9 protein-coding genes are annotated in these 17,851 nt (G+C 68.7%); 1 reads left to right on the plus strand and 8 read right to left on the minus strand.

Annotation, left to right across the window (positions count from 1 at the left end; all coding sequences use genetic code 11):
- Positions 1-10: 10 nt before the first annotated feature.
- The 8 genes from SNAS_RS11145 to SNAS_RS11180 all read right to left on the minus strand — a co-directional run bounded on the left by SNAS_RS11145 (position 11) and on the right by SNAS_RS11180 (position 10,232).
- Positions 11-1,195, minus strand: coding sequence for a GDSL-type esterase/lipase family protein (locus tag SNAS_RS11145; RefSeq protein WP_013017521.1), 1,185 nt, complete (start codon positions 1,193-1,195; stop codon positions 11-13).
- Between the two features lie 2 nt (positions 1,196-1,197).
- Positions 1,198-3,318 carry a glucosidase family protein gene (locus SNAS_RS11150; RefSeq protein WP_013017522.1) on the minus strand — a complete coding sequence of 707 codons (2,121 nt, stop codon included), beginning with the start codon at positions 3,316-3,318 and terminating at the stop codon, positions 1,198-1,200.
- A gap of 8 nt (positions 3,319-3,326) precedes the next feature.
- On the minus strand, positions 3,327-4,139 hold the full coding sequence (locus tag SNAS_RS11155; RefSeq protein WP_013017523.1) for a carbohydrate ABC transporter permease: 813 nt from the start codon (positions 4,137-4,139) through the stop codon (positions 3,327-3,329).
- Position 4,140: 1 nt separating this feature from the next.
- Positions 4,141-5,046, minus strand: coding sequence for a carbohydrate ABC transporter permease (locus SNAS_RS11160; RefSeq protein WP_013017524.1), 906 nt, complete (start codon positions 5,044-5,046; stop codon positions 4,141-4,143).
- 6 nt (positions 5,047-5,052) lie between these two features.
- The gene (locus tag SNAS_RS11165; RefSeq protein ID WP_013017525.1) at positions 5,053-6,309 is read right to left on the minus strand and encodes an ABC transporter substrate-binding protein; all 1,257 of its coding nucleotides are present in this window, start codon (positions 6,307-6,309) and stop codon (positions 5,053-5,055) included.
- A gap of 53 nt (positions 6,310-6,362) precedes the next feature.
- Positions 6,363-8,192, minus strand: coding sequence for a class I mannose-6-phosphate isomerase (locus tag SNAS_RS11170; RefSeq protein WP_013017526.1), 1,830 nt, complete (start codon positions 8,190-8,192; stop codon positions 6,363-6,365).
- Positions 8,192-9,094: an ROK family protein gene (locus SNAS_RS11175; RefSeq protein ID WP_013017527.1), complete on the minus strand. Its 903-nt coding sequence runs from the start codon at positions 9,092-9,094 to the stop codon at positions 8,192-8,194. Before SNAS_RS11175 ends, SNAS_RS11170 begins: the two co-directional genes overlap by 1 nt.
- Before the next feature lie 121 nt (positions 9,095-9,215).
- Entirely contained in the window at positions 9,216-10,232 is a 1,017-nt protein-coding gene (locus tag SNAS_RS11180) for a LacI family DNA-binding transcriptional regulator (protein ID WP_013017528.1), read from the minus strand.
- A gap of 265 nt (positions 10,233-10,497) precedes the next feature.
- Between SNAS_RS11180 and SNAS_RS11185 the strand changes: the two genes are divergently transcribed.
- Positions 10,498-17,847 (plus strand): SpvB/TcaC N-terminal domain-containing protein, encoded by a 7,350-nt coding sequence (locus tag SNAS_RS11185; RefSeq protein ID WP_169313874.1) that lies wholly within the window; start codon positions 10,498-10,500, stop codon positions 17,845-17,847.
- Positions 17,848-17,851: the final 4 nt, after the last annotated feature.

Raw genomic sequence — 17,851 nt, forward strand, 5'->3', positions numbered from 1 at the left:
GGGGCGCGTCCTAGACAAGCGCCCCTGGGGGTTGAGCTGCCGGGGCTGTGAACTCGGTGAGGATCAGGTCGGCGAAGCGTTCGCCGATGAGGCGCTGGACGTCGGGGCCGGGGTGCAGGTTGTCGGGCAGCGGCATCACCGCGGCGTCGGAACCGCCGTACAGCGACAGGCCGTCCAGGTAGCGCAGCCGCTTGTCGCCGTCGGCGCGCCGACGCTCCACGATGGCGGCGTACTCGGCGCGGATCCCCCGCAGCGACAGCTTGCCGTCCTCGACGTCGGCCTCGCTGCCCTCCGCGATCGTCCACTGTTCGCCGCGATCCGGGTCCTGAATGGTGGGTCCGGCGGAGCTCTCGACCGGCTCGCACCAGATCGGGGAGACGACCACGATGGGCGTGTCCGGGTGGCCCTCGCGGATGGTGTCGAGGAAACCGTCGACGGCGGGACGGAACGCGCGCAACCGCATCGCGTCGCCGGAGATGATGTTGATGCCGATCTTCACGCTGATGAGGTCGGCGGGGGTGTCGCGGATCGTCCTGGCGGTGAACGGATCGAGCATGGCGTTGCCGCTGAACGACAGGTTCGTCAGATGCGCCCCGGCTTGCAGCGCCGCCACCACCGGCCAGGTACCGGTCGTGGAGTCGGCGCGGTAACCGTGGCTGATCGAGCTGCCGTGGTGGACCCAGCGCGGCGCCGCGTTCCAGGACCCGGCCGTGACCGGCGCGTCGGCGCGCAGCCCCAGCAGCTCGACGTGGTCGTGGTACGGCAGCCACAGTTCGAGGTCGCGTTCGACGCCGGTGGCCAGTCCCTCGAACCGCGCCGTCGCGTCCGGCCCGGGGACGATCTCGCCGCTGGGCTTCTCGAAGGTGAACACGTACCGGGTTCCGGCGGTCGCACCCGCCGACGCCACCGGCTTGCCGTTCTCGGTGAGTTCGTAGACGCTGGGCGGAAACGGCGTGTCGGCGGAGTCGGCGATCCGGCGGGCCTGCGTGTCCAGTTCGATGACGTCGGCGGCGGTGCGGATGGCCAGCCGCACCCCGGCGCTCTCGGCGCTGGTCTGGATCATGAACCGGTCCGGGATCTGCCGCCGAGCCCACGCGGGCAGCCGGTGCGGGACCAGACCCCTCGCGGTCTCGGTGATCTCGACGGCGCCGCGGATCATCGAGCGTTCGATTCTGAAGGACCGCAACGGTGTCATCGTCAGGCCGCGTCGGTCACGGTGCCGTCGGCACGCACGTCGACGATCCGGTCGCCGATCCGCAGACCGCGCAGCACCGCGTCGGGGTCGAGGTCGGCGACGCAGCCGCCCGACGCGTCCACCTCGTCGGAACCGACCCGGGGGTCGACGCCGAAGAACGACTCGATCACCAGGGCCGCATAGGCTCCGGCCGACGAACAGGCCCAGTCGATGATGTACGGCAGCTGCGGGGGCGCCTTGCGGGCGCCGCCGCTCACGGCGGGCATGGCCTCCTCGGTGAAGTGCGCCTGCCCGGGCGGGCCCTGGTTGGCGGAGCGGGCCAGGCCCGCGAGCCAGTCGATGGCCGTGGCCGGTGACCCCAGCGCCACCAGCGAGCGGGCCGCGTCGGCGGGCCACGCCGGATACGCGCCGTTCCACTGGTGGTCGGGGCGGACGCTGTAACTCGCGTCGGTGTCCCAAGGCGACAGTGACCGCAGCCAGACCTCGGTGCGCAGTTCGCGTTCGAAGAACGCCACCATCTCGCGGCGGGTCTCCGGGCTCAGGTCCCCGGCGATCGTGGTGCCCACGACGGAGAAGTCGTAGACGTGCCGCACCGGGACCCGGGTGCCGTCCGGCTGCCGCGCGGCGAAGTGACCGGTGCCGGGCAGGTAGAGGTCGGCGACCTCCTTGACCAGCCCGTCGGCCTCGGCCGACAGCGCCGCCGCGCCCTCGGCGTCGCCACGGGCGGCCAGCACCTCGGCGACCGTGCGCAGGTTCCACACGTTGGCGGCGTTGAGACTGGCGACCTCGTGGGTGTACGAACTGACGCACTCCAGCAGGTTGTCGATCTCGCCGTAGTCGGCCAGCGGCGAGGAACCACGCAGGCCGCGCCAGGCCAGCGCCCAGTCACGCAGGTGCTCGGTGACCGCCCGCCCGGCGTGCGTCTCGTCGAGCAGGGCGGTGTCGCCGGTGAACCGGACGTAGTCGTGCACCAGCCGGGTCATGGCGTAGTCGTTGACCGAGTACCACCGCCCCACCGGTCCGCCGGTGAGTGAGGAGGTGCCGAAGTGCGTGTGGATGTCGGAGGCGATCCAATGCCGCAGTTGACGTTTCATCGCGTCGGGGTCGAGCAGCGCGTGCGTGATGGAGCTGAGACTGAAGTCCCAGATGAACGTCGTGGTGCCCCAGTAGTTCGGCATCAGGGTGTCGTAGCTGCGGCCCAGGACGTTGCCCGCGAAGTCGCGACGGAACCAGATGACACCCAAAACGCCCCACCAGTACAGGCGCCGCAACGGTTCCGAGGTGGTCTCCAGTATGGGCAGATGCCCGGAGAACTCGCCGTTGCCGGGTTTGAACGCCGCGTCCAGCTGCCCGTTCCAGAACGCCTCGGCGGCCGCGACCGTACCCGGCACGTCCGCGGCGACACTGTCGAAGGCCGCGACGGCCGCCGCCTCGGAGTCACCCACGGCGTGGATATAGCCGAACCGCGCGGTCGCGCCGGGGGCGATATCCACCTCGACGGTCACCTCGCCGCCGCGCTCGATCCCGCCGATGCCGACCTCGTGCTCGCCCACGCCCGGGGCGATGCCCGACAGCCGCACCGTCGCGTCGGTGTCGACGCCCTGCACGCTGACGGCGGTGCCCGAAGCGTTGCGGAACAACAGCCGGGACGAATCCGTGGCGGCCCGGTTGCGTTCCTGCGGCGCCACCGCGTCCAGCCAGGCCGCGCCGGACCTGGTCGCGGTGGCGGCCAACGTCAACGTGACCGGAACCGTCCGATGTGTCCGGCCGGTGTTGGTGACGTGGACGTCGATGACGACCGCGGTGTCGTCCGGGGCGCACACCGTGACGGTGCTCAGGTCCAGGCCCGGCAGCGACACGCTGCGGCGCACCCGATCGGGGCGCCACTCGTGCGTGATCGGGGCACCGTAGGACTCCACCAGGCGTCCGTCCACGAAGCACACCGCCGTCTGGGTCAGTCCCTGCGACACCGGCGGGAACGTCACGGCGCTGATCGCGGTGAGGTCGTGGTCCACTCTGGCGGTGCCCAGGAAGTTCGTCAGACCGCTGGGCGCGATCATGTCGTCGTAGTGGTGCGTGACGGCGTCGGCGGCGAGATCGTCGACGGTGGGGACGAGGCGCATGTGGACTCCTAGTACTGCCCGAGCGCGAGGCCGCGGGCGAAGAACTTCTGCGTGAACAGGAACAGCACGACCGTCGGCAGCGAGACCAGCAGACCGCCCGCCAGCACGACCGACATCTGCGCGCCGCCGTAGGTGCTCTGCATGCCCGACAGGCTGGTCATGATCGGCCGCACCGAGTCGGACTGGCTCAGCACCAGGCCGAGCAGGAAGTCGTTCCAGATGAAGGTGGCCTGCAGGATGAAGACGGCCACCAGCGCACTCTTGGCCATCGGCAGGTACACCCGGGAGAAGATGCGCCAGGTCGACGCCCCGTCCAGGACGGCCGCCTCGAAGACGTTGTTTGCGATCCCGGTGAAGAAGTTGCGCATCACGAACGCCGAGAACGGGATCGAGATCGCCGTGTACACGATGATCATGCCCAGCTGGGTGTCGAACACCTCGATGCGCGTGTAACTGTCCATGAGCGGCAGTAGGATCATCTGCAGCGGGAACACGGTGCCGCCGAAGATCACCACGAACCAGGCGAAACCGTGCCGCAGCCGCAGCGCGACGATCGCGAAACCGGCGGCGGCGCCGACGAGCACCGCGAGCGCGGGTGAGACCACCGAGTACAGCAGCGTGCTGGCGGCGCTCTCGGCCATTCCGGACAGCCGCATCGCCTCGGAGATGTTGTCGAACAGCGCGAAGTCGGCGGGCAGCCAGGAGTCCTTGGAGGAGAACGCCTCCGGCGACTTCGAGGCGTTGACCACCAGCAGGTAGACCGGGATCAGCCAGAACAGGCCGAGTACTGACAGGACGGTGGTGCGGATGACTCGAGACATGTCAGCCCCCGTGCTTGCTGGACAGTTGCTGGCGCAGGTAGAGGATCGAGGCGACCAGCGTCACGACCGTGAGGAACACGGCGATCGCGGCGCCAAGGCCGTACTCGGTGTTCACGAAGGACTCCTTGTACATCGTCAGGGCCAGCGTCTCCGAGTCGCGTCCCGGACCGCCCTTCGTCATGCCCTGCACGATGTCGAAGGTCTTCAGACTCGCCACTATCGACAGTCCGACGACCACCGCGGTGAGCGGGCGCAGCATCGGCCACAGGATGCTGCGGAACAGCCGGAACCCGTTGGCACCGTCCATTCGCGCCGCCTCCAGCGGCTCCTTGGGTATCGACTGCAGGCCGATGGTGAACAGCAGCGCGTTGACGCCGACGCCCTGCCACGCGGTCGCGAGGATCATCACGACCGTGTTGAGCGGGGCGTCGACGAGCCAGCGCGGCGTGTCGGTGACGCCGAAGGCGGCCAGCGCCTGGTCGAGCGCCCCGTCACCGGACAGGACGAACGACCAGATGACACCGACACCGATCCCCGACAGGGCGTAGGGGATGAGGAACGGCAGCCGCAGCCAGCTGCCGCCCTTCAGGTTCCAGGTGAGCAGGGCGATGCCGAGGCCGATGCCGACCGGGACGAGGAGGGTGCCGAGGACCCACAGCAGCGTGTTGAACACGGAGCCGAGGAACTCGGGGTCGTCGAACATCTCCACGTAGTTGTCGAAGGCGATCCACTCGGGGTCACCGAGGCCGTTGTACTCGGTGAAGCTGAGGAACGTCGTCCACAGCAACGGCAGGTACAGCAGCACCGCCACCAGGAGCACTCCCGGTGCGATGAATCCCGCCGCCGAGCGGCGGTACGGGTCCCGCCGCCTGGCGGATTTCGCCGTCGGCGTCTTCTCGGACGTCATCCCTGGCTACTCCTGGTCTGCCCAGTACTTGTCGGCCTCTTCCTGGATCTTCTCCAGATACGGCTTCGGATCGCCCGGATTGGCGATGAACGCGCCGAACTGTTCCAAGGCGACGGTCAGGATCGGCGTCGGGGTCGCTTCGTAGTAGCGGTCGTAGGTCTCGTAGTCCTTGCCTCCGACGGTGTCGCCCAGCTCCTCCAGCATCGGGTCGGCGACCTTGGCCTTCGGGTTGAACGCGACGTCGCCGCGGGCCTTGTTCCACGCGGTCTGCGCGTCGGGGGACATCCACCACTTCGAGTACTCCAGGCCCAGGGTCTTCTGGGAGGAGTTCTCGGCCACGCACAGCGGCCCGGACTCGACCGCGACCGGGGTCTTCTTCAGGTCGGAGTTGACCGCGGGGATCACGAACATGTCGTAGTCCTCGCCGGACTTCATTCCGGCGCCGTCCAGCGAACCGTTGAAGAACGAACCGAAGTTGATCATCGCGAAGTCGCCGTCCTTGAGACCCACGGCCGGGTCGACCTTGCTGCCCGCGTCCGAGAACCAGCCGTCCTTCTGCTGGTCACGCCAGGTCTCCATGATCTCGACGATCTTGGGATCGGTGTACTTCACCTTGCCGGTCGCCAGACCCTCGTACAGCTCGGGGTCGGTACCGGCCACCAGCTGCTGGAACCACGGGAAGGTGAACAGGGTGCTGGTCTGGTAGTACGGGGTGACGCCCTCGTCGGACAGCTTCTTCGCGATCTCGTCCAGCTCGGCCCAGGTGGTGGGCTCGGACAGGTCGTGCTTCTCGAAGATGTTCTTGTTGTAGTACATGACCCAGTAGGCGATGTTCATCGGGACGCAGTACTGCTTGCCCTCGTAGGTGTAGGCGTCGCGCAGGCTCTTGTCGATCCAGCCCTCGTCGATGGCCTTGTCCCAGATGTCGGTGGTCTCGGCGACCAGGTCGTCGTCGACCAGTTCACCCAGCGACGGGCCGGTCTGCCAGGTGAACAGCCCCGGGCTCTTCTTGGTGCGGAACGACTGCTTGATGAACGCGTCGTACTGCTCGGCGTCGGAGTACCCGGTGGTGTTCAGCTTGATGTCGACGTCGCCCTTGCTCTGCGAGTTGAGCTCGTCGAAGTCGGGCTCCCACGCGGCCTTGTTCGTGTAGAAGTTGAGCGTGCCGGTCTTGGCACCGTCGTCCTTGCTGCCGCCGCACGAGGCGAGCGTGAGGACGGAAATCGCGGCCATGAAGCCTATGACGATCTTCCGAGGTCTCATTTCGAACTCCTTTGTTCCTGTCTTCTGGGGGATCGGTGCCGGTCCGTTGTGTGTCAGGCCTCGCCGGTACGGGTGCCGCGTATCGAGGCCTTCACGGTCCCGAACCGCTGGCCGCGCGAACGCGCCGTGCGCCTGATGATGTAAGGGCCCACAGCCGCTGGCACGATGAACGTCTCGGCGTAGTGGATCTGGTAGGGCTCGAACGCGCCCGTCGGGCTGACGACCTCGACCTCGTCGCCCTCCACGAGGTTGATCACGTTGACGGTGCCCTCGGTGTCGTGGACGGCCTCCTCGGAGAACCAGTGGCGACGCACCTCGATGAACTCCAGCTCGTGCAGGCCGGTGCGCTCCTCGACGACGTCGCCGTCGTTGGACAGCTCCTCGACCCGCCCGACCAGGTTCGCCTCGGTCCAGGCCCGGTCGCGGTCCCACTGCATGTTCTGCTCGGCGTGGTCCAGGTGCACCGGGCGCGGGATGCCGTCCAGCCCCAGACGGCCCCAGTCCCACATCTTGAAGGTGAAGATGAACGGGGTCGCCGAGATCTCCAGCACCATCGAGTTCGCGCCCGAACTGTGGATGGTCCCGGCCGGGATCAGGAAGTGGTCGTGCTTCTTGGCCGGGAACGCGTTGACGTACTTCTCGGCGTCGAAGGGGCGCTCGCCGGTGGCGGCGATACGCAGGTCCTCCAGCATCGCCTCTTTGTCGACGTCGTCCTTGGTACCCAGGTAGACCACGGCGTCGTCCCCGGCGTCGAGCAGGTAGTACGACTCGTCCTGGGTGTAGTGCATGCCGAAGGTCTGGTAGATGTAGTCGGTCAGCGGATGCACCTGGAGCGACAGGTTGCCGCCCTCCATGGTGTCGAGGAAGTCGGTCCGGATCGGGAACTCGGCGCCGAACCGCGCGAAGGTGCGCTCACCCAACAGCGCCTTGGGCTGCGTGAGAACCAGGTCCAGGGACGGGATCTCGACGAGTCCGCCGTCGGCGTCCTCCAGCAGCAGCGAGTTCTCCTCCGGCACACAGTCGAAGCACCACGCGTAGTTGGGCTGCCCGGGGTCGAGGTCGAGCTTGCGCTTCATCCACTGTCCACCCCAGACACCGGGGTCGAAGAACGGGACGACCCTAAACGGCCGGTGCGCGGCGTTCGCCACGGCGGCCCGGAAGGCGTCGCCGGTGATCATCCCGGCCGCGCGTCCGTCCGGTTCGTACGCGCCGACGGCGTTGGCGTCGAACACGAAGTCGAGCCGGTCGAACATGGTCCGCTTGTGGCGGTCGGCCATCCGCCACTCGACGAAGAACCCGCGCTTGTACTTGCGCAGCCGGTCCTCGTCGGGGTTGGCGGCCCGCCAGTTGGTGGCACCGGCGCGCTGGCGCAGCTGGATCTCCCAGCGCGCCATGTCGGCCAGGACGAGCACGTACGGGGCCTCGGCTTGTCGCGCGACGAGGTCGGCGCCCCATCCGATCAGGACGGTCGGACGGTCGTCGGCGGCCAGGTCGGCGGCGGTGGCGGCGAGCCGGTCCTCGTCGTAGAAGGCGTCGATGGTGGCGTGTGACATGACGCCGAACACCCGGTCGTCGGTGAGGTTGTCGGCGATGAACGCGTCGATCTCGGCGGTCGGCCGGGCGGCGGCCTCCTCGACGTCGACGATCCGCCACCGCGGCAACGCGTCGGCGATCGTCTTGGTGATCAGCGGCAGGTCCGCGCCCGGGTAGGCGTCGACGACGAGCAGCGGCGCGTGCCCGTCCGCCCGGTCGAGCGCCGTCTCGGCGGCCCGCGCCCATGCCGTCTCGCCGGTGAGCACGCGGGCATCGGCCGGAAGCGGTACGGTCGGCCGCTTCACATATTGTCCGATGGGGACGCTGGGGGACGGGCTGGGGGTGGACACTAACGCTCCTTTTGGGAATGGTCGTCGGCGGCGAGGACGGACAGTCCGCGCAGTACCGACAGGTCGGGTCGGTCGGGGATGACGAAGGCGGGCCGGTGCGAACTCGACCACAGGTGCTTGTGGACATAGGTCTGGATCGGTTCGCCGACGGCGGTTCCGGCGCGCATGATGCCGCCGGACAGGATCACGACCCGGGGGTCGTAGGCGTGGCACAGCGACACGACGCAGGCGCCCCAGGCGCGGATCGCCCGGTCGCGCAGCGCCACGGCGTCCGCGTCACCGGCTTCGGCGGCGGCGAACAGTTCCTTGACGTCGGTGACCGCGTCGCCTCGGGCCGCGAGTTCGCGCCGCAGCGCCCAGGCCCCGGCGATCGACTCGGCGCAGCCCACGTTGCCGCAGTTGCACAGCCCGCCGTCGAGGTCGACGGTCAGGTGGCCGCCGAGGATGCCCGCGTGGTCGTGGGCGCCGCGCAGTAGCACCCCGTCCATGACGGCGGCGGTGCCGATGCCGGTCCCGAGGGTGACGAGCACGGCGTCGGTCGCGCCGGGCGCCGAACCGGTGCTGATCTCGCCGACCAGCGCCGCCCTGGCGTCGTTCTCGACCACGGCGGGAAGCCCGAACGCGGCCTTCGCCCAGACGACCAGGTCGAGGTCGGCGAGCTCCTGTTGCTTGTCGTGGGCCTTGACGAGCCGTCCGGCGGCCCGGTCCACGACGCCGGGAACCGCGATGCCGACCGCCGTCGGCCGGGCGGGCGCGGCGGCGTCGATCAGGCGGGTGGCCGCGACCTTCGCCAGTGCGAGGTCGGCCTCGTCGACCGGGATGGCCGAGGTGCGGACGGGAGTTCCGCGATCGATGATCCCGAGCTTGAGTTCGGTGCCGCCGAAGTCGACGCACAGTTCCATCGCTGACCACCTCCTCGTCCATGGTCGGATCACCGGCGGTTCCATGTCGGTGATCTTGAGGTTGGTAACGTTACCAACGAGCGGCGGTTTTTGGCAACCCCTTACCCGAAGGGACCGAAAACTAGGGATATTCGATGGAAACCGGCAGCTCAACGGTCCGGGCGGGCACGGCGACGTCCTCGTCGAGCCGCGAGAACAGCAGCGTCGCCGCCTCCCGGCCCAGCAGCCGCGCGTCGTGGTCGATGACCGTGACCGGCACCGGCATGAGCTCCGACAGCTCGAAGTCGTCGAAGCTCACGATCGCCGGACGCGGCCCGGAGCGTCCCTCGCGGATCCGCCGTCCGATCTCGCGCAGCGCACCGATCGTGTTCCGGTTGTTGGCGCTGAAGATCGCCGTGGGGGGCTCGTCGCGATCGAGCATCGCCTTGGCGGCCAGGCTCGCGGCGGCCACGTCCTGCTGGTCCCGCGCGACGATCGCCGGATCGACCGGCACCCCGCGCTCCGTCATCGCCTGCTCGTAGCCCCGGAAGCGGCGTTCACCGGTGAACACCGAGCTGCGGTTGCCGAGGAACCCGATCCGGGTGTGCCCGGCGTCCAGCAGCGAGACCGTGCCGCGATACGCGCCGCCGACGTCGTCGAGCAGCACCGTGTCGACGTCCAGTCCCGGCACCCGCCGCGAGGCGAGCACCAGCGGAACCTCACCCAGGCGTTCGGGCTTCAGGTGCGCCGCGTCGCCGCTGACCGGCACCAGGATGAGCCCGTCGACCTGCCGTCCGATGAAGTCGCTGACCAGCTGCCGTTCGCGCGCGTCGTCCTCGCCGGTGTTGCCGAGGATGATGCGGCGACCGTGCTCGGCGGCGACCTCCTCGACGCCCAGCGCGAAGTTGCCGTAGTAGGGGTTGGCGAGGTTCGTGATCGCGATGCCGATCAGGCCGCTGGGCTGACCGGGGCGCAGACTGCGCGCGTTCTCGTTGCGGTAGTAACCGAGCTCGCGCACGGCGGCCAGCACCCGCTCCTGTAGGTCCGGCCGCACGTTCCGGCCGCCCGCGAGCGTGCGGGAGGCCGTCATCGGACTCACGCCCGCGAGGCGCGCGACCTCCTTGATGGTCGGCTGGCGCGCCCCTCGTGATGTCGACATGCCCGCCCTCCTTCGCCTGGTGCGCCGATCCTACCGTCCGTGACAAGGCCACCAAACACAAGGGACTGTCCTAGGGTCCAATGCCCCCAGTATTCGGGGAGTTCGCCAGGAAGACCTGGCATTTCGTCGCATTAGATTCGGCTCAGGGACGACTAACCAGTGTGGGGGAGGCGCCATGCCGACGGACGAGACACCACCACCGAACGGGAGGGACGCGGACGGCGGCCCGAGATCCGGGACGGACTCCCCGGAATCTCCGTCCACATTGCCGAAAGCCCCGGCCATCTCGGCGCCCACCGGCGGCGGGGCGATCCGGGGGATCGGCGAGAAGTTCGCCGCCAACCCGGTGACCGGCACCGCCACCACCACCGTCCCGATAGCCACCAGCCCCGGCCGCTCGGGCTTCGCTCCCAGCCTCACCCTCGGCTATGACTCCGGCGCCGGAAACGGCCCCTTCGGACTCGGCTGGCAGCTGCCGATTCCGACGATCACCCGCAAGACCGATCGGGGCCTGCCGCGATATCGTGCCGACGCTCCCGACACGTTCATCCTGTCCGGCAGCGAGGACCTGGTCCCGCACGCGGACGGGCCGTCGCAGCGCGAACTCGACGGCCGCGGCTACACCGTGCGGCGGTACCTGCCCCGGATCGAGGGCACGTTCGCGCGCATCGAGCAGTGGCACGACGATGCCGACGGCACCAGCCACTGGCAGGTCATCTCGCGTGACAACGTCACCTCCCGGTACGGCCGCACCCCGCACAGCCGGATCGCCGACCCCGACGATCCGTCCCGGATCTACAGCTGGCTGCTGTGCGACAGCTTCGATCCGGTCGGCAACGCGATCCATTATGAGTACAAGTCCGAGGACGCCGCCGGAGTCGATCTCGACAGTCCACATGAGGCCAATCGCTCGGCGGCGGCACGGCACACTCAGCGGTATCTCAAACGCATCCGTTACGGCAACACGGTTTCCCGGCTGCTCGATCCGGACCTGACCGAGACGTCCTGGCTGTTCGAGGTCGTCTTCGACTACGGCGAGCACGACGCCGAGGTCCCCACGCCCGCCGAAGCGCACCCGTGGCGATGCCGTCCCGACCCGTTCTCGCACTACCGCGCCGGTTTCGAGATCCGCGGTTACCGGCTGTGCCAGCGCATCCTGATGTTCCACCACTTCCCGGACGCCCCCGGCGTCGGCGCCGACTGCCTGGTGCGATCCACGGACCTGGAGTACCGCCACGACCCGGTCGGCAGCTTCGTCGAGCGGCTGCACCAGCGCGGCTACCGGCGCGACGGCGACGGCTACCGCGCCGGTTCGCTGCCACCGCTGGACTTCAGCTACAGCAGGCCGGTCATCGACGACACGCCCCGGCTGCTGCCCGAGGACAGTCTGCGCAACCTCCCCATCGGCGTCGACGGCCCGGGCTACCAGTGGGTGGACCTGGACGGCGAGGGGCTTCCGGGAATCCTGAGCTGGCACGGCGACTCGCTGTTCTACAAACCGAACCTCGGCAATGGGCGGTTCGGGCCGGTGCGCGGCCTGGCCTCCCAGCCGTCCACCGGACTGGCCAAGGACAAACAGCAGCTGCTCGACCTGGCCGGAGACGGACAGGTCGAACTGGTGGACTTCGGCGGCCCCACCCCCGGCTTCTACGAACGCGACACCGCCACAGCGCCCGGCTGGCGCAACTTCCGGGCCTTCGCGTCACTGCCCAACCTGGACCCCAGCAACCCGAACCTGCGGTTCGTCGACCTGACCGGCGACGGGCTGGCCGACGTGCTGATCACCGAGGACGAGGTGTTCACCTGGCACGAGTCGCTGGGGGAGAACGGTTTCGCGTCCGCGCGGCGCCACCACAGCGGTGCCGACGAACGCGTCGGCCCCAGTCTCGTCTTCGACGACGGCACCGACTCGATCCACCTGGCCGACATGTCCGGCGGCGGACTGTCGGACCTGGTCCGGATCCGCAACGGCGAGGTCTGCTACTGGCCGAGCCTCGGCTACGGCCGGTTCGGCGCCCGCGTCACCATGGACGACTCACCGTGGTTCGACGAGCCGGAGTTCTTCGACCAGAAACGGCTTCGGCTGGCCGACATCGACGGCACCGGCGCCACCGACCTGATCTACCTGCACCGCGACGAGACCCGGATCTACCGCAACCGCAGCGGAAACGGCTGGGAAGCACCGCAGGGCCTGGCGACGTCGTTCCCGCAGCCGCAGCACACCGCGCAGGTGACGGTCGCCGACCTGCTGGGCACCGGCACCGCGTGTCTGGTGTGGTCCTCGCCGCTGCCCGCCGACCAGGGGCGCCAGGTGTGGTACATCGACCTGCTGGCGCAGGGCAAACCGCACCTGCTGACCGGAATGGTCAACAACCTCGGCTCCGAGACGTACATCCACTATGCCCCGTCCACCAAGTTCTATCTGGACGATAACCAGGCTGGCCGACCGTGGATCACCCGGCTGCCGTTCCCGGTGCACGTGGTGGAACGGGTGGAGACCGTCGACCGCGTCAGCCACCACCGCTTCGTGTCCCGCTACGCCTACCACCACGGCTACTTCGACGGCGCCGAACGCGAGTTCCGGGGATTCGCGATGGTCGAGCAATGGGACACCGAAGCCTTCGCGGCCCTCAGCGGCCCCGACGCCGACATCACCAACGCGGACGAGTACGGCTACGTCCCGGCCACCCGCACCAAGACCTGGTTCCACACCGGATCGTTCGAGGAGGCCGGACGGATCTCCCGGCAGCTGGCCGGGGAGTACTACGGACGCGACGAACAGCTGCTGCTGCCCGACACGGTGCTGCCGGAACAGGAGCTGACCGACGAGGAACTGCGGCAGGCGCATCGCGCGCTCAAGGGCCTGACACTGCGGCAGGAGCTGTACGCCGAGGACGGCAACGCCGAAGCGGACCGTCCGTATCAGGTCTCCGAACAGAACTACACGCTCCACATGCGCCAGACCGCCGCCCGGGGGCAGTACGCGGTGTTCACCGTGAACCCACGCGAGACCATCACCGCCCACTATGAACGCGAATGCGACGAACCCAGGGTCGCGCACGAGATCGTGCTGGCCACCGACGACTTCGACAACATCCTCACCGCCGTGTCGATCGCCTACGGCCGTCGACAGGCCGACCCGGAACTGACCGAGGACGACGCGTGGCGGCAGCGCCATTCGCAACTGGCGCTGACCGTCAACCAGTACACCAACGCCGTCGCCGGGCCCCACGACTACCGCGCGCCGCTGCTGTGGCAGCGCCGCGTCTACGAACTTCTCGGCCTGGTTTCCTTGCCAGGCAACCGGTTCGCGTTCGACACGCTCGCCGCCGCCGTCGACGGGGGATCATCACGCCGCATGATCGCGCAGTCCCGCACCCGCTACCGACGCGACGACCTGTCCGGACCGCTGCCGTGGGGCGAACTGGAATCGTTGGCGCTGCCGCTGGACGACTACCGCAAGGCGTTCACGCCGGGGCTGCTGTCCGAACTGTACGGCGACCGTGTGGACGCGCAGCTGCTCACCGACAACCGGTACCTGCGACTGGACGAGGACGACGGCTGGTGGCTCGGCAACGGCAGGGTCCGGTATTCACCGGCCGGGCAGGACGAGCCCGCCCAGGAACTGGCCGCCGCGCGGGCGCACTTCTTCCTGCCGCGCCGATTCGCCGACCCGTTCGGCGCCGAGACCCTTGTGGACTACGATCCCGCCGACCTGGAACCCACCACCATCGTCGACGCCGTGGGCAACAGCACCACCGCCGAATACGACTTCCGGGTGCTGGAACCGATACTGGTCACCGACCCCAACGGCAACCGCACCGCCACCGTCCACGACGCACTCGGCCTGGTGACGGGCACCGCCCTGATGGGCAAGCAGGGCGAACAACTGGGCGACCTCCTGGACGGCTTCGACCCCGACCTGCCACCGGAACGCGTCGCCGCATACCTGGCCGACCCGCTCGCCGACCCACACGCGCTGCTGGGCAACGCCACCACCCGGCTGGTCTACGACCAGTTCGCCTATCTGCGGACTCAACAACTGCCGCAACCGCAGCCCGCCGTGGCCGCGACACTGGCCCGCGAGACCCACGCGTCGGCACTGGCCGAAGGCGAGGTCACCAGGCTGCAACTGTCGTTCACCTACACCGACGGCTTCCAGCGCGAGATCCAGCGAAAAGTACAGGCCGAACCGGGAAGCGACGGCGCGCCGCGCTGGGCGGGAACCGGATGGACGGTGTTCAACAACAAGGGAATGCCGATCCGCGAATACGAACCGTTCTTCGCGACGACCCACGCCTTCGAGTTCGCCCGCGCCGTCGGGGTCGGCACCGTCATGTTCTACGACCCCTTGGGCCGCAAGGTGGCCGTGCTGCACCCGGACGGGAGCTGGGAGAAGGTCGACTTCGACCCGTGGCGGCAGACCACATGGGACGTCAACGACACGGTGCTGCTCGACCCCCGCACCGACCCGCACGTCGGCGGCTATCTGACGCCCTACCTGGACACGCTTCCCGACTGGCGCACCTGGTACCGGCGGCGATCCGAGGGCGACCTCGGCCCGACCGAACAGGCCGCGGCATCGGCAGCGGCCGTCCACTCCGGAACCCCGGCGCGGATCTGGCTGGACTCCAGCGGCCGTCCCTTCCTGACCGAACTCCACAACCGGTTCGAACGCGACGGTGCCGTCGAGGAGGAGCGGTACCGCACCCGCAGCCTGCTGGACTTCCAGGGCAATGAGCGTGAGGTCGTGGACGCCTTGGGCCGCACCACCATGCGGTACTCCTACGACCTGATGGACAACCGGGTCGGTCAACAGAGCATGGAGGCGGGGGACCGGCTGGCCTTCAACGACGCCACCGGGAAACCGGTGCGGATGTGGAACAGCCGCGGCGCCCGGTTCCGGTTCGAGTACGACGAGCTGCGGCGACTGGTGCGGGTCCACGTCCGCGACCGGGAAGACGGACCGGAGTCGCTTCAGGAACGCCTCGAATACGGCGAAGACCAACCCGACCCCGCCGAGCGAAACCTCCGCGACCGGGTTTTCCGGCACTTCGACGCCGCCGGAATCGCGACCAGCGACGCCTATGACTTCAAGGGCAACCTGTTGTCCGCGACCCGGCAGCTGACCGACCAGTACCGCGGCGACCCCGACTGGTCGGCGGACGTGCCGCTGTCAGAACCGTTGTACACCAACGCAACCCAGTTCGACGCCTTGAACCGTCCCACCGCGATGACCGCTCCCGACCACAGTGTCATCAGCCTCGAGTACAACGAGGCGAACCTGCCGGACTCCATGTCGGCCCGGCTGAGCGGCGGCCAGACCGTCACCCCGCTGGTCACCGGCATCGACTACGACGCCCGGGGACACCGCACGTCGATCCGCTACGGCAACGGCTCCCGCACCGAATACACCTACGACCCGGAGAACTTCCGGCTCAGGCGGTTGCGCACGACGCGCGGCGACACCGCGCTGCAAGACCTGCGCTACACCTACGACCCGAGCGGAAACATCACTCACATCGCCGACGAGGCCCAGCAGGCGGTGTTCTTCCGCAACCAGCGGGTGTCGGCCAGCAGCGACTACCGCTACGACGCGATGTACCGGCTCATCGAAGCCACCGGCCGGGAACACCTGGGCCAGAACGGAAAACCGTCCGACCCCCACGACACGTCACGGTCGCGACTGGCCCACCCCAACGACGGCCAGGCCATGGGCCGCTACCGGCAGCGGTACCGCTACGACGCCGTGGGCAACCTCCTGTCGATGGCGCACAACGGCTCCGGTTCCGCCGACTGGACCCGCCGCTACGTATACCTGGAACCGAGCCTGCTGCAACCCGAGCGGTCGAGCAATCGACTGTCCGGCACCACCGACGCGTCGGACGCGCCGCTGCACCGGTTCGGCTACGACGGCCACGGCAACATCACCGGCATGCCCGAGCTGCCGTTCATGGACTGGGACGCCAGCGACCGGTTGTCGGCCGTGTCCCGGCAGCCCGACCCGGCACCCGACACCGCCGAACTCACCTACTACCGCTACGACGCCACCGGTGGACGGGTACGAAAAGTCACCCGCCGAGGCGGCCGGACCGTCGCCGAACGCATCTACATCGGAGTATTCGAGGTGTACCGGGAGTTCGGCGACGACGGACAGCGAACCCTCGAACGCCAGACCCTGCACCTGCTCGACGGCGACCAGCGCGTGGCGCTGGCCGAGACCCGCACCGAGGGCACCGACGACGCCCCCGAGCGGCTGCTGCGGTTCCCGCTGGCCAACCACCTCAACTCCGCCACCCTGGAGCTCGACGACGCGGCCCGGATCATCTCCTATGAGGAGTACTACCCCTACGGCGGCACCTCGTTCCAGTCGGTGCGCAGCCAAGCCGAAACCCCCAAGCGGTACCGCTTCAGCGGCAAGGAACGCGACACCGAGACCGGCTTCTACTACTTCGGAGCCCGCTACTACGCGCCGTGGCTGGCCCGGTGGATCAGCTGCGACCCGCAGATCGCCGACTTCGCCGCCATCACCGGCAGCGCCGACGAATCCCAGACCGACGCGGACCCCAGTCCTCCCGTGACCGGCGGCGCGGTGAGCCTGTACGAGGCCATGGGCGGAAACCCGGTCGTCATGACCGACCCGGACGGCCGTCAGATCACCGCGTACGAACGCTATCTCGACAAGCAGTTCTCCACCGTCGAAGGCGCGGAGAGCTTCTTCAAAGCCTGGGGCATCGGGAACACCCTGCCCGCCCAGGCACCGAAGACGTCCGGCTCGGCAACCTCCGCGGCCCCCGCCAAACCCACCGACACCCGGTACCGCATCGAACTGCTCATCGGCGGTCCGTACAAGAAGGACGGCAAGGACCACCCCTACGGCCATGCCGCGGTACGCGTCGTGACCCCGGACGCCGACACCACGTACGACTTCGGTCGCTACGGCAAGACCTGGGGAACCGGAGGCTCCGAAGGGGAGGGAATGCTCAACGTGTGGACGAACTTCGCCGCCTACATCGCCAGCGAGAACTCCTACGGCCGTGAGACCACCGGCTTCAGCTTCGTCGTGACCCCGGAACAGGCCGCCGCCGTCACCAGCTTCTTCTCGGCCCTGACCAAGGGCCTCAAACCGAAACTCACCGAGAAGAACATGACCCGGTTCCGGCTCAGCTCCGACTACCACGCGCTGACCTGCAACTGCACCACGATCTCGCTGGACGCGCTGGAGAAGGCGTTCCCCGGCTTCCAGTCCAAGGCGTCGTCGTTCAACACCGGTCGCGGCCTCGACGGCACCGACAAGCTCGCCGTCAACTTCGCCGGTTGGCCCAAGCACCTGTTCATGCCCGCCGACGCGAAGGCGTACCTGCAGAGCACCGAGTTCAGCGCCCTGCTGGCCCAATGGGGTCTCGCCGACCCGACGGTCAACAGCTACAAGACCGGGAAGGAACTGCCCGCCACGGCGCTGCCACCGGCCAAGGCACCCGCCACCAGCACCGCCAAACCACCCTCGACACCACCCAAGACGCCACGCAAACAGCCGCAGTCGCCCAGCCGACCCTCGCAGGGCCCCAGCAAACCGCTGCGCATACCCAAGTGGCTGCGCAAACTGGCCCGTTGAGGTC

The organism is Stackebrandtia nassauensis DSM 44728 (assembly GCF_000024545.1).
Classification (GTDB): Bacteria; Actinomycetota; Actinomycetes; order Mycobacteriales; family Micromonosporaceae; genus Stackebrandtia; species Stackebrandtia nassauensis.

Excerpts from the sequence above, each read along its gene's own strand:
- SNAS_RS11150 (WP_013017522.1), bottom strand. The coding sequence starts at position 3,318 with ATGCGCCTCGTCCCCACCGTCGACGATCTCGCCGCCGACGCCGTCACG.
- SNAS_RS11180 (WP_013017528.1), bottom strand. The coding sequence starts at position 10,232 with ATGTCGACATCACGAGGGGCGCGCCAGCCGACCATCAAGGAGGTCGCG.
- SNAS_RS11145 (WP_013017521.1), bottom strand. The coding sequence starts at position 1,195 with ATGACACCGTTGCGGTCCTTCAGAATCGAACGCTCGATGATCCGCGGC.
- SNAS_RS11160 (WP_013017524.1), bottom strand. The coding sequence starts at position 5,046 with ATGACGTCCGAGAAGACGCCGACGGCGAAATCCGCCAGGCGGCGGGAC.
- SNAS_RS11175 (WP_013017527.1), bottom strand. The coding sequence starts at position 9,094 with ATGGAACTGTGCGTCGACTTCGGCGGCACCGAACTCAAGCTCGGGATC.
- SNAS_RS11165 (WP_013017525.1), bottom strand. The coding sequence starts at position 6,309 with ATGAGACCTCGGAAGATCGTCATAGGCTTCATGGCCGCGATTTCCGTC.
- SNAS_RS11155 (WP_013017523.1), bottom strand. The coding sequence starts at position 4,139 with ATGTCTCGAGTCATCCGCACCACCGTCCTGTCAGTACTCGGCCTGTTC.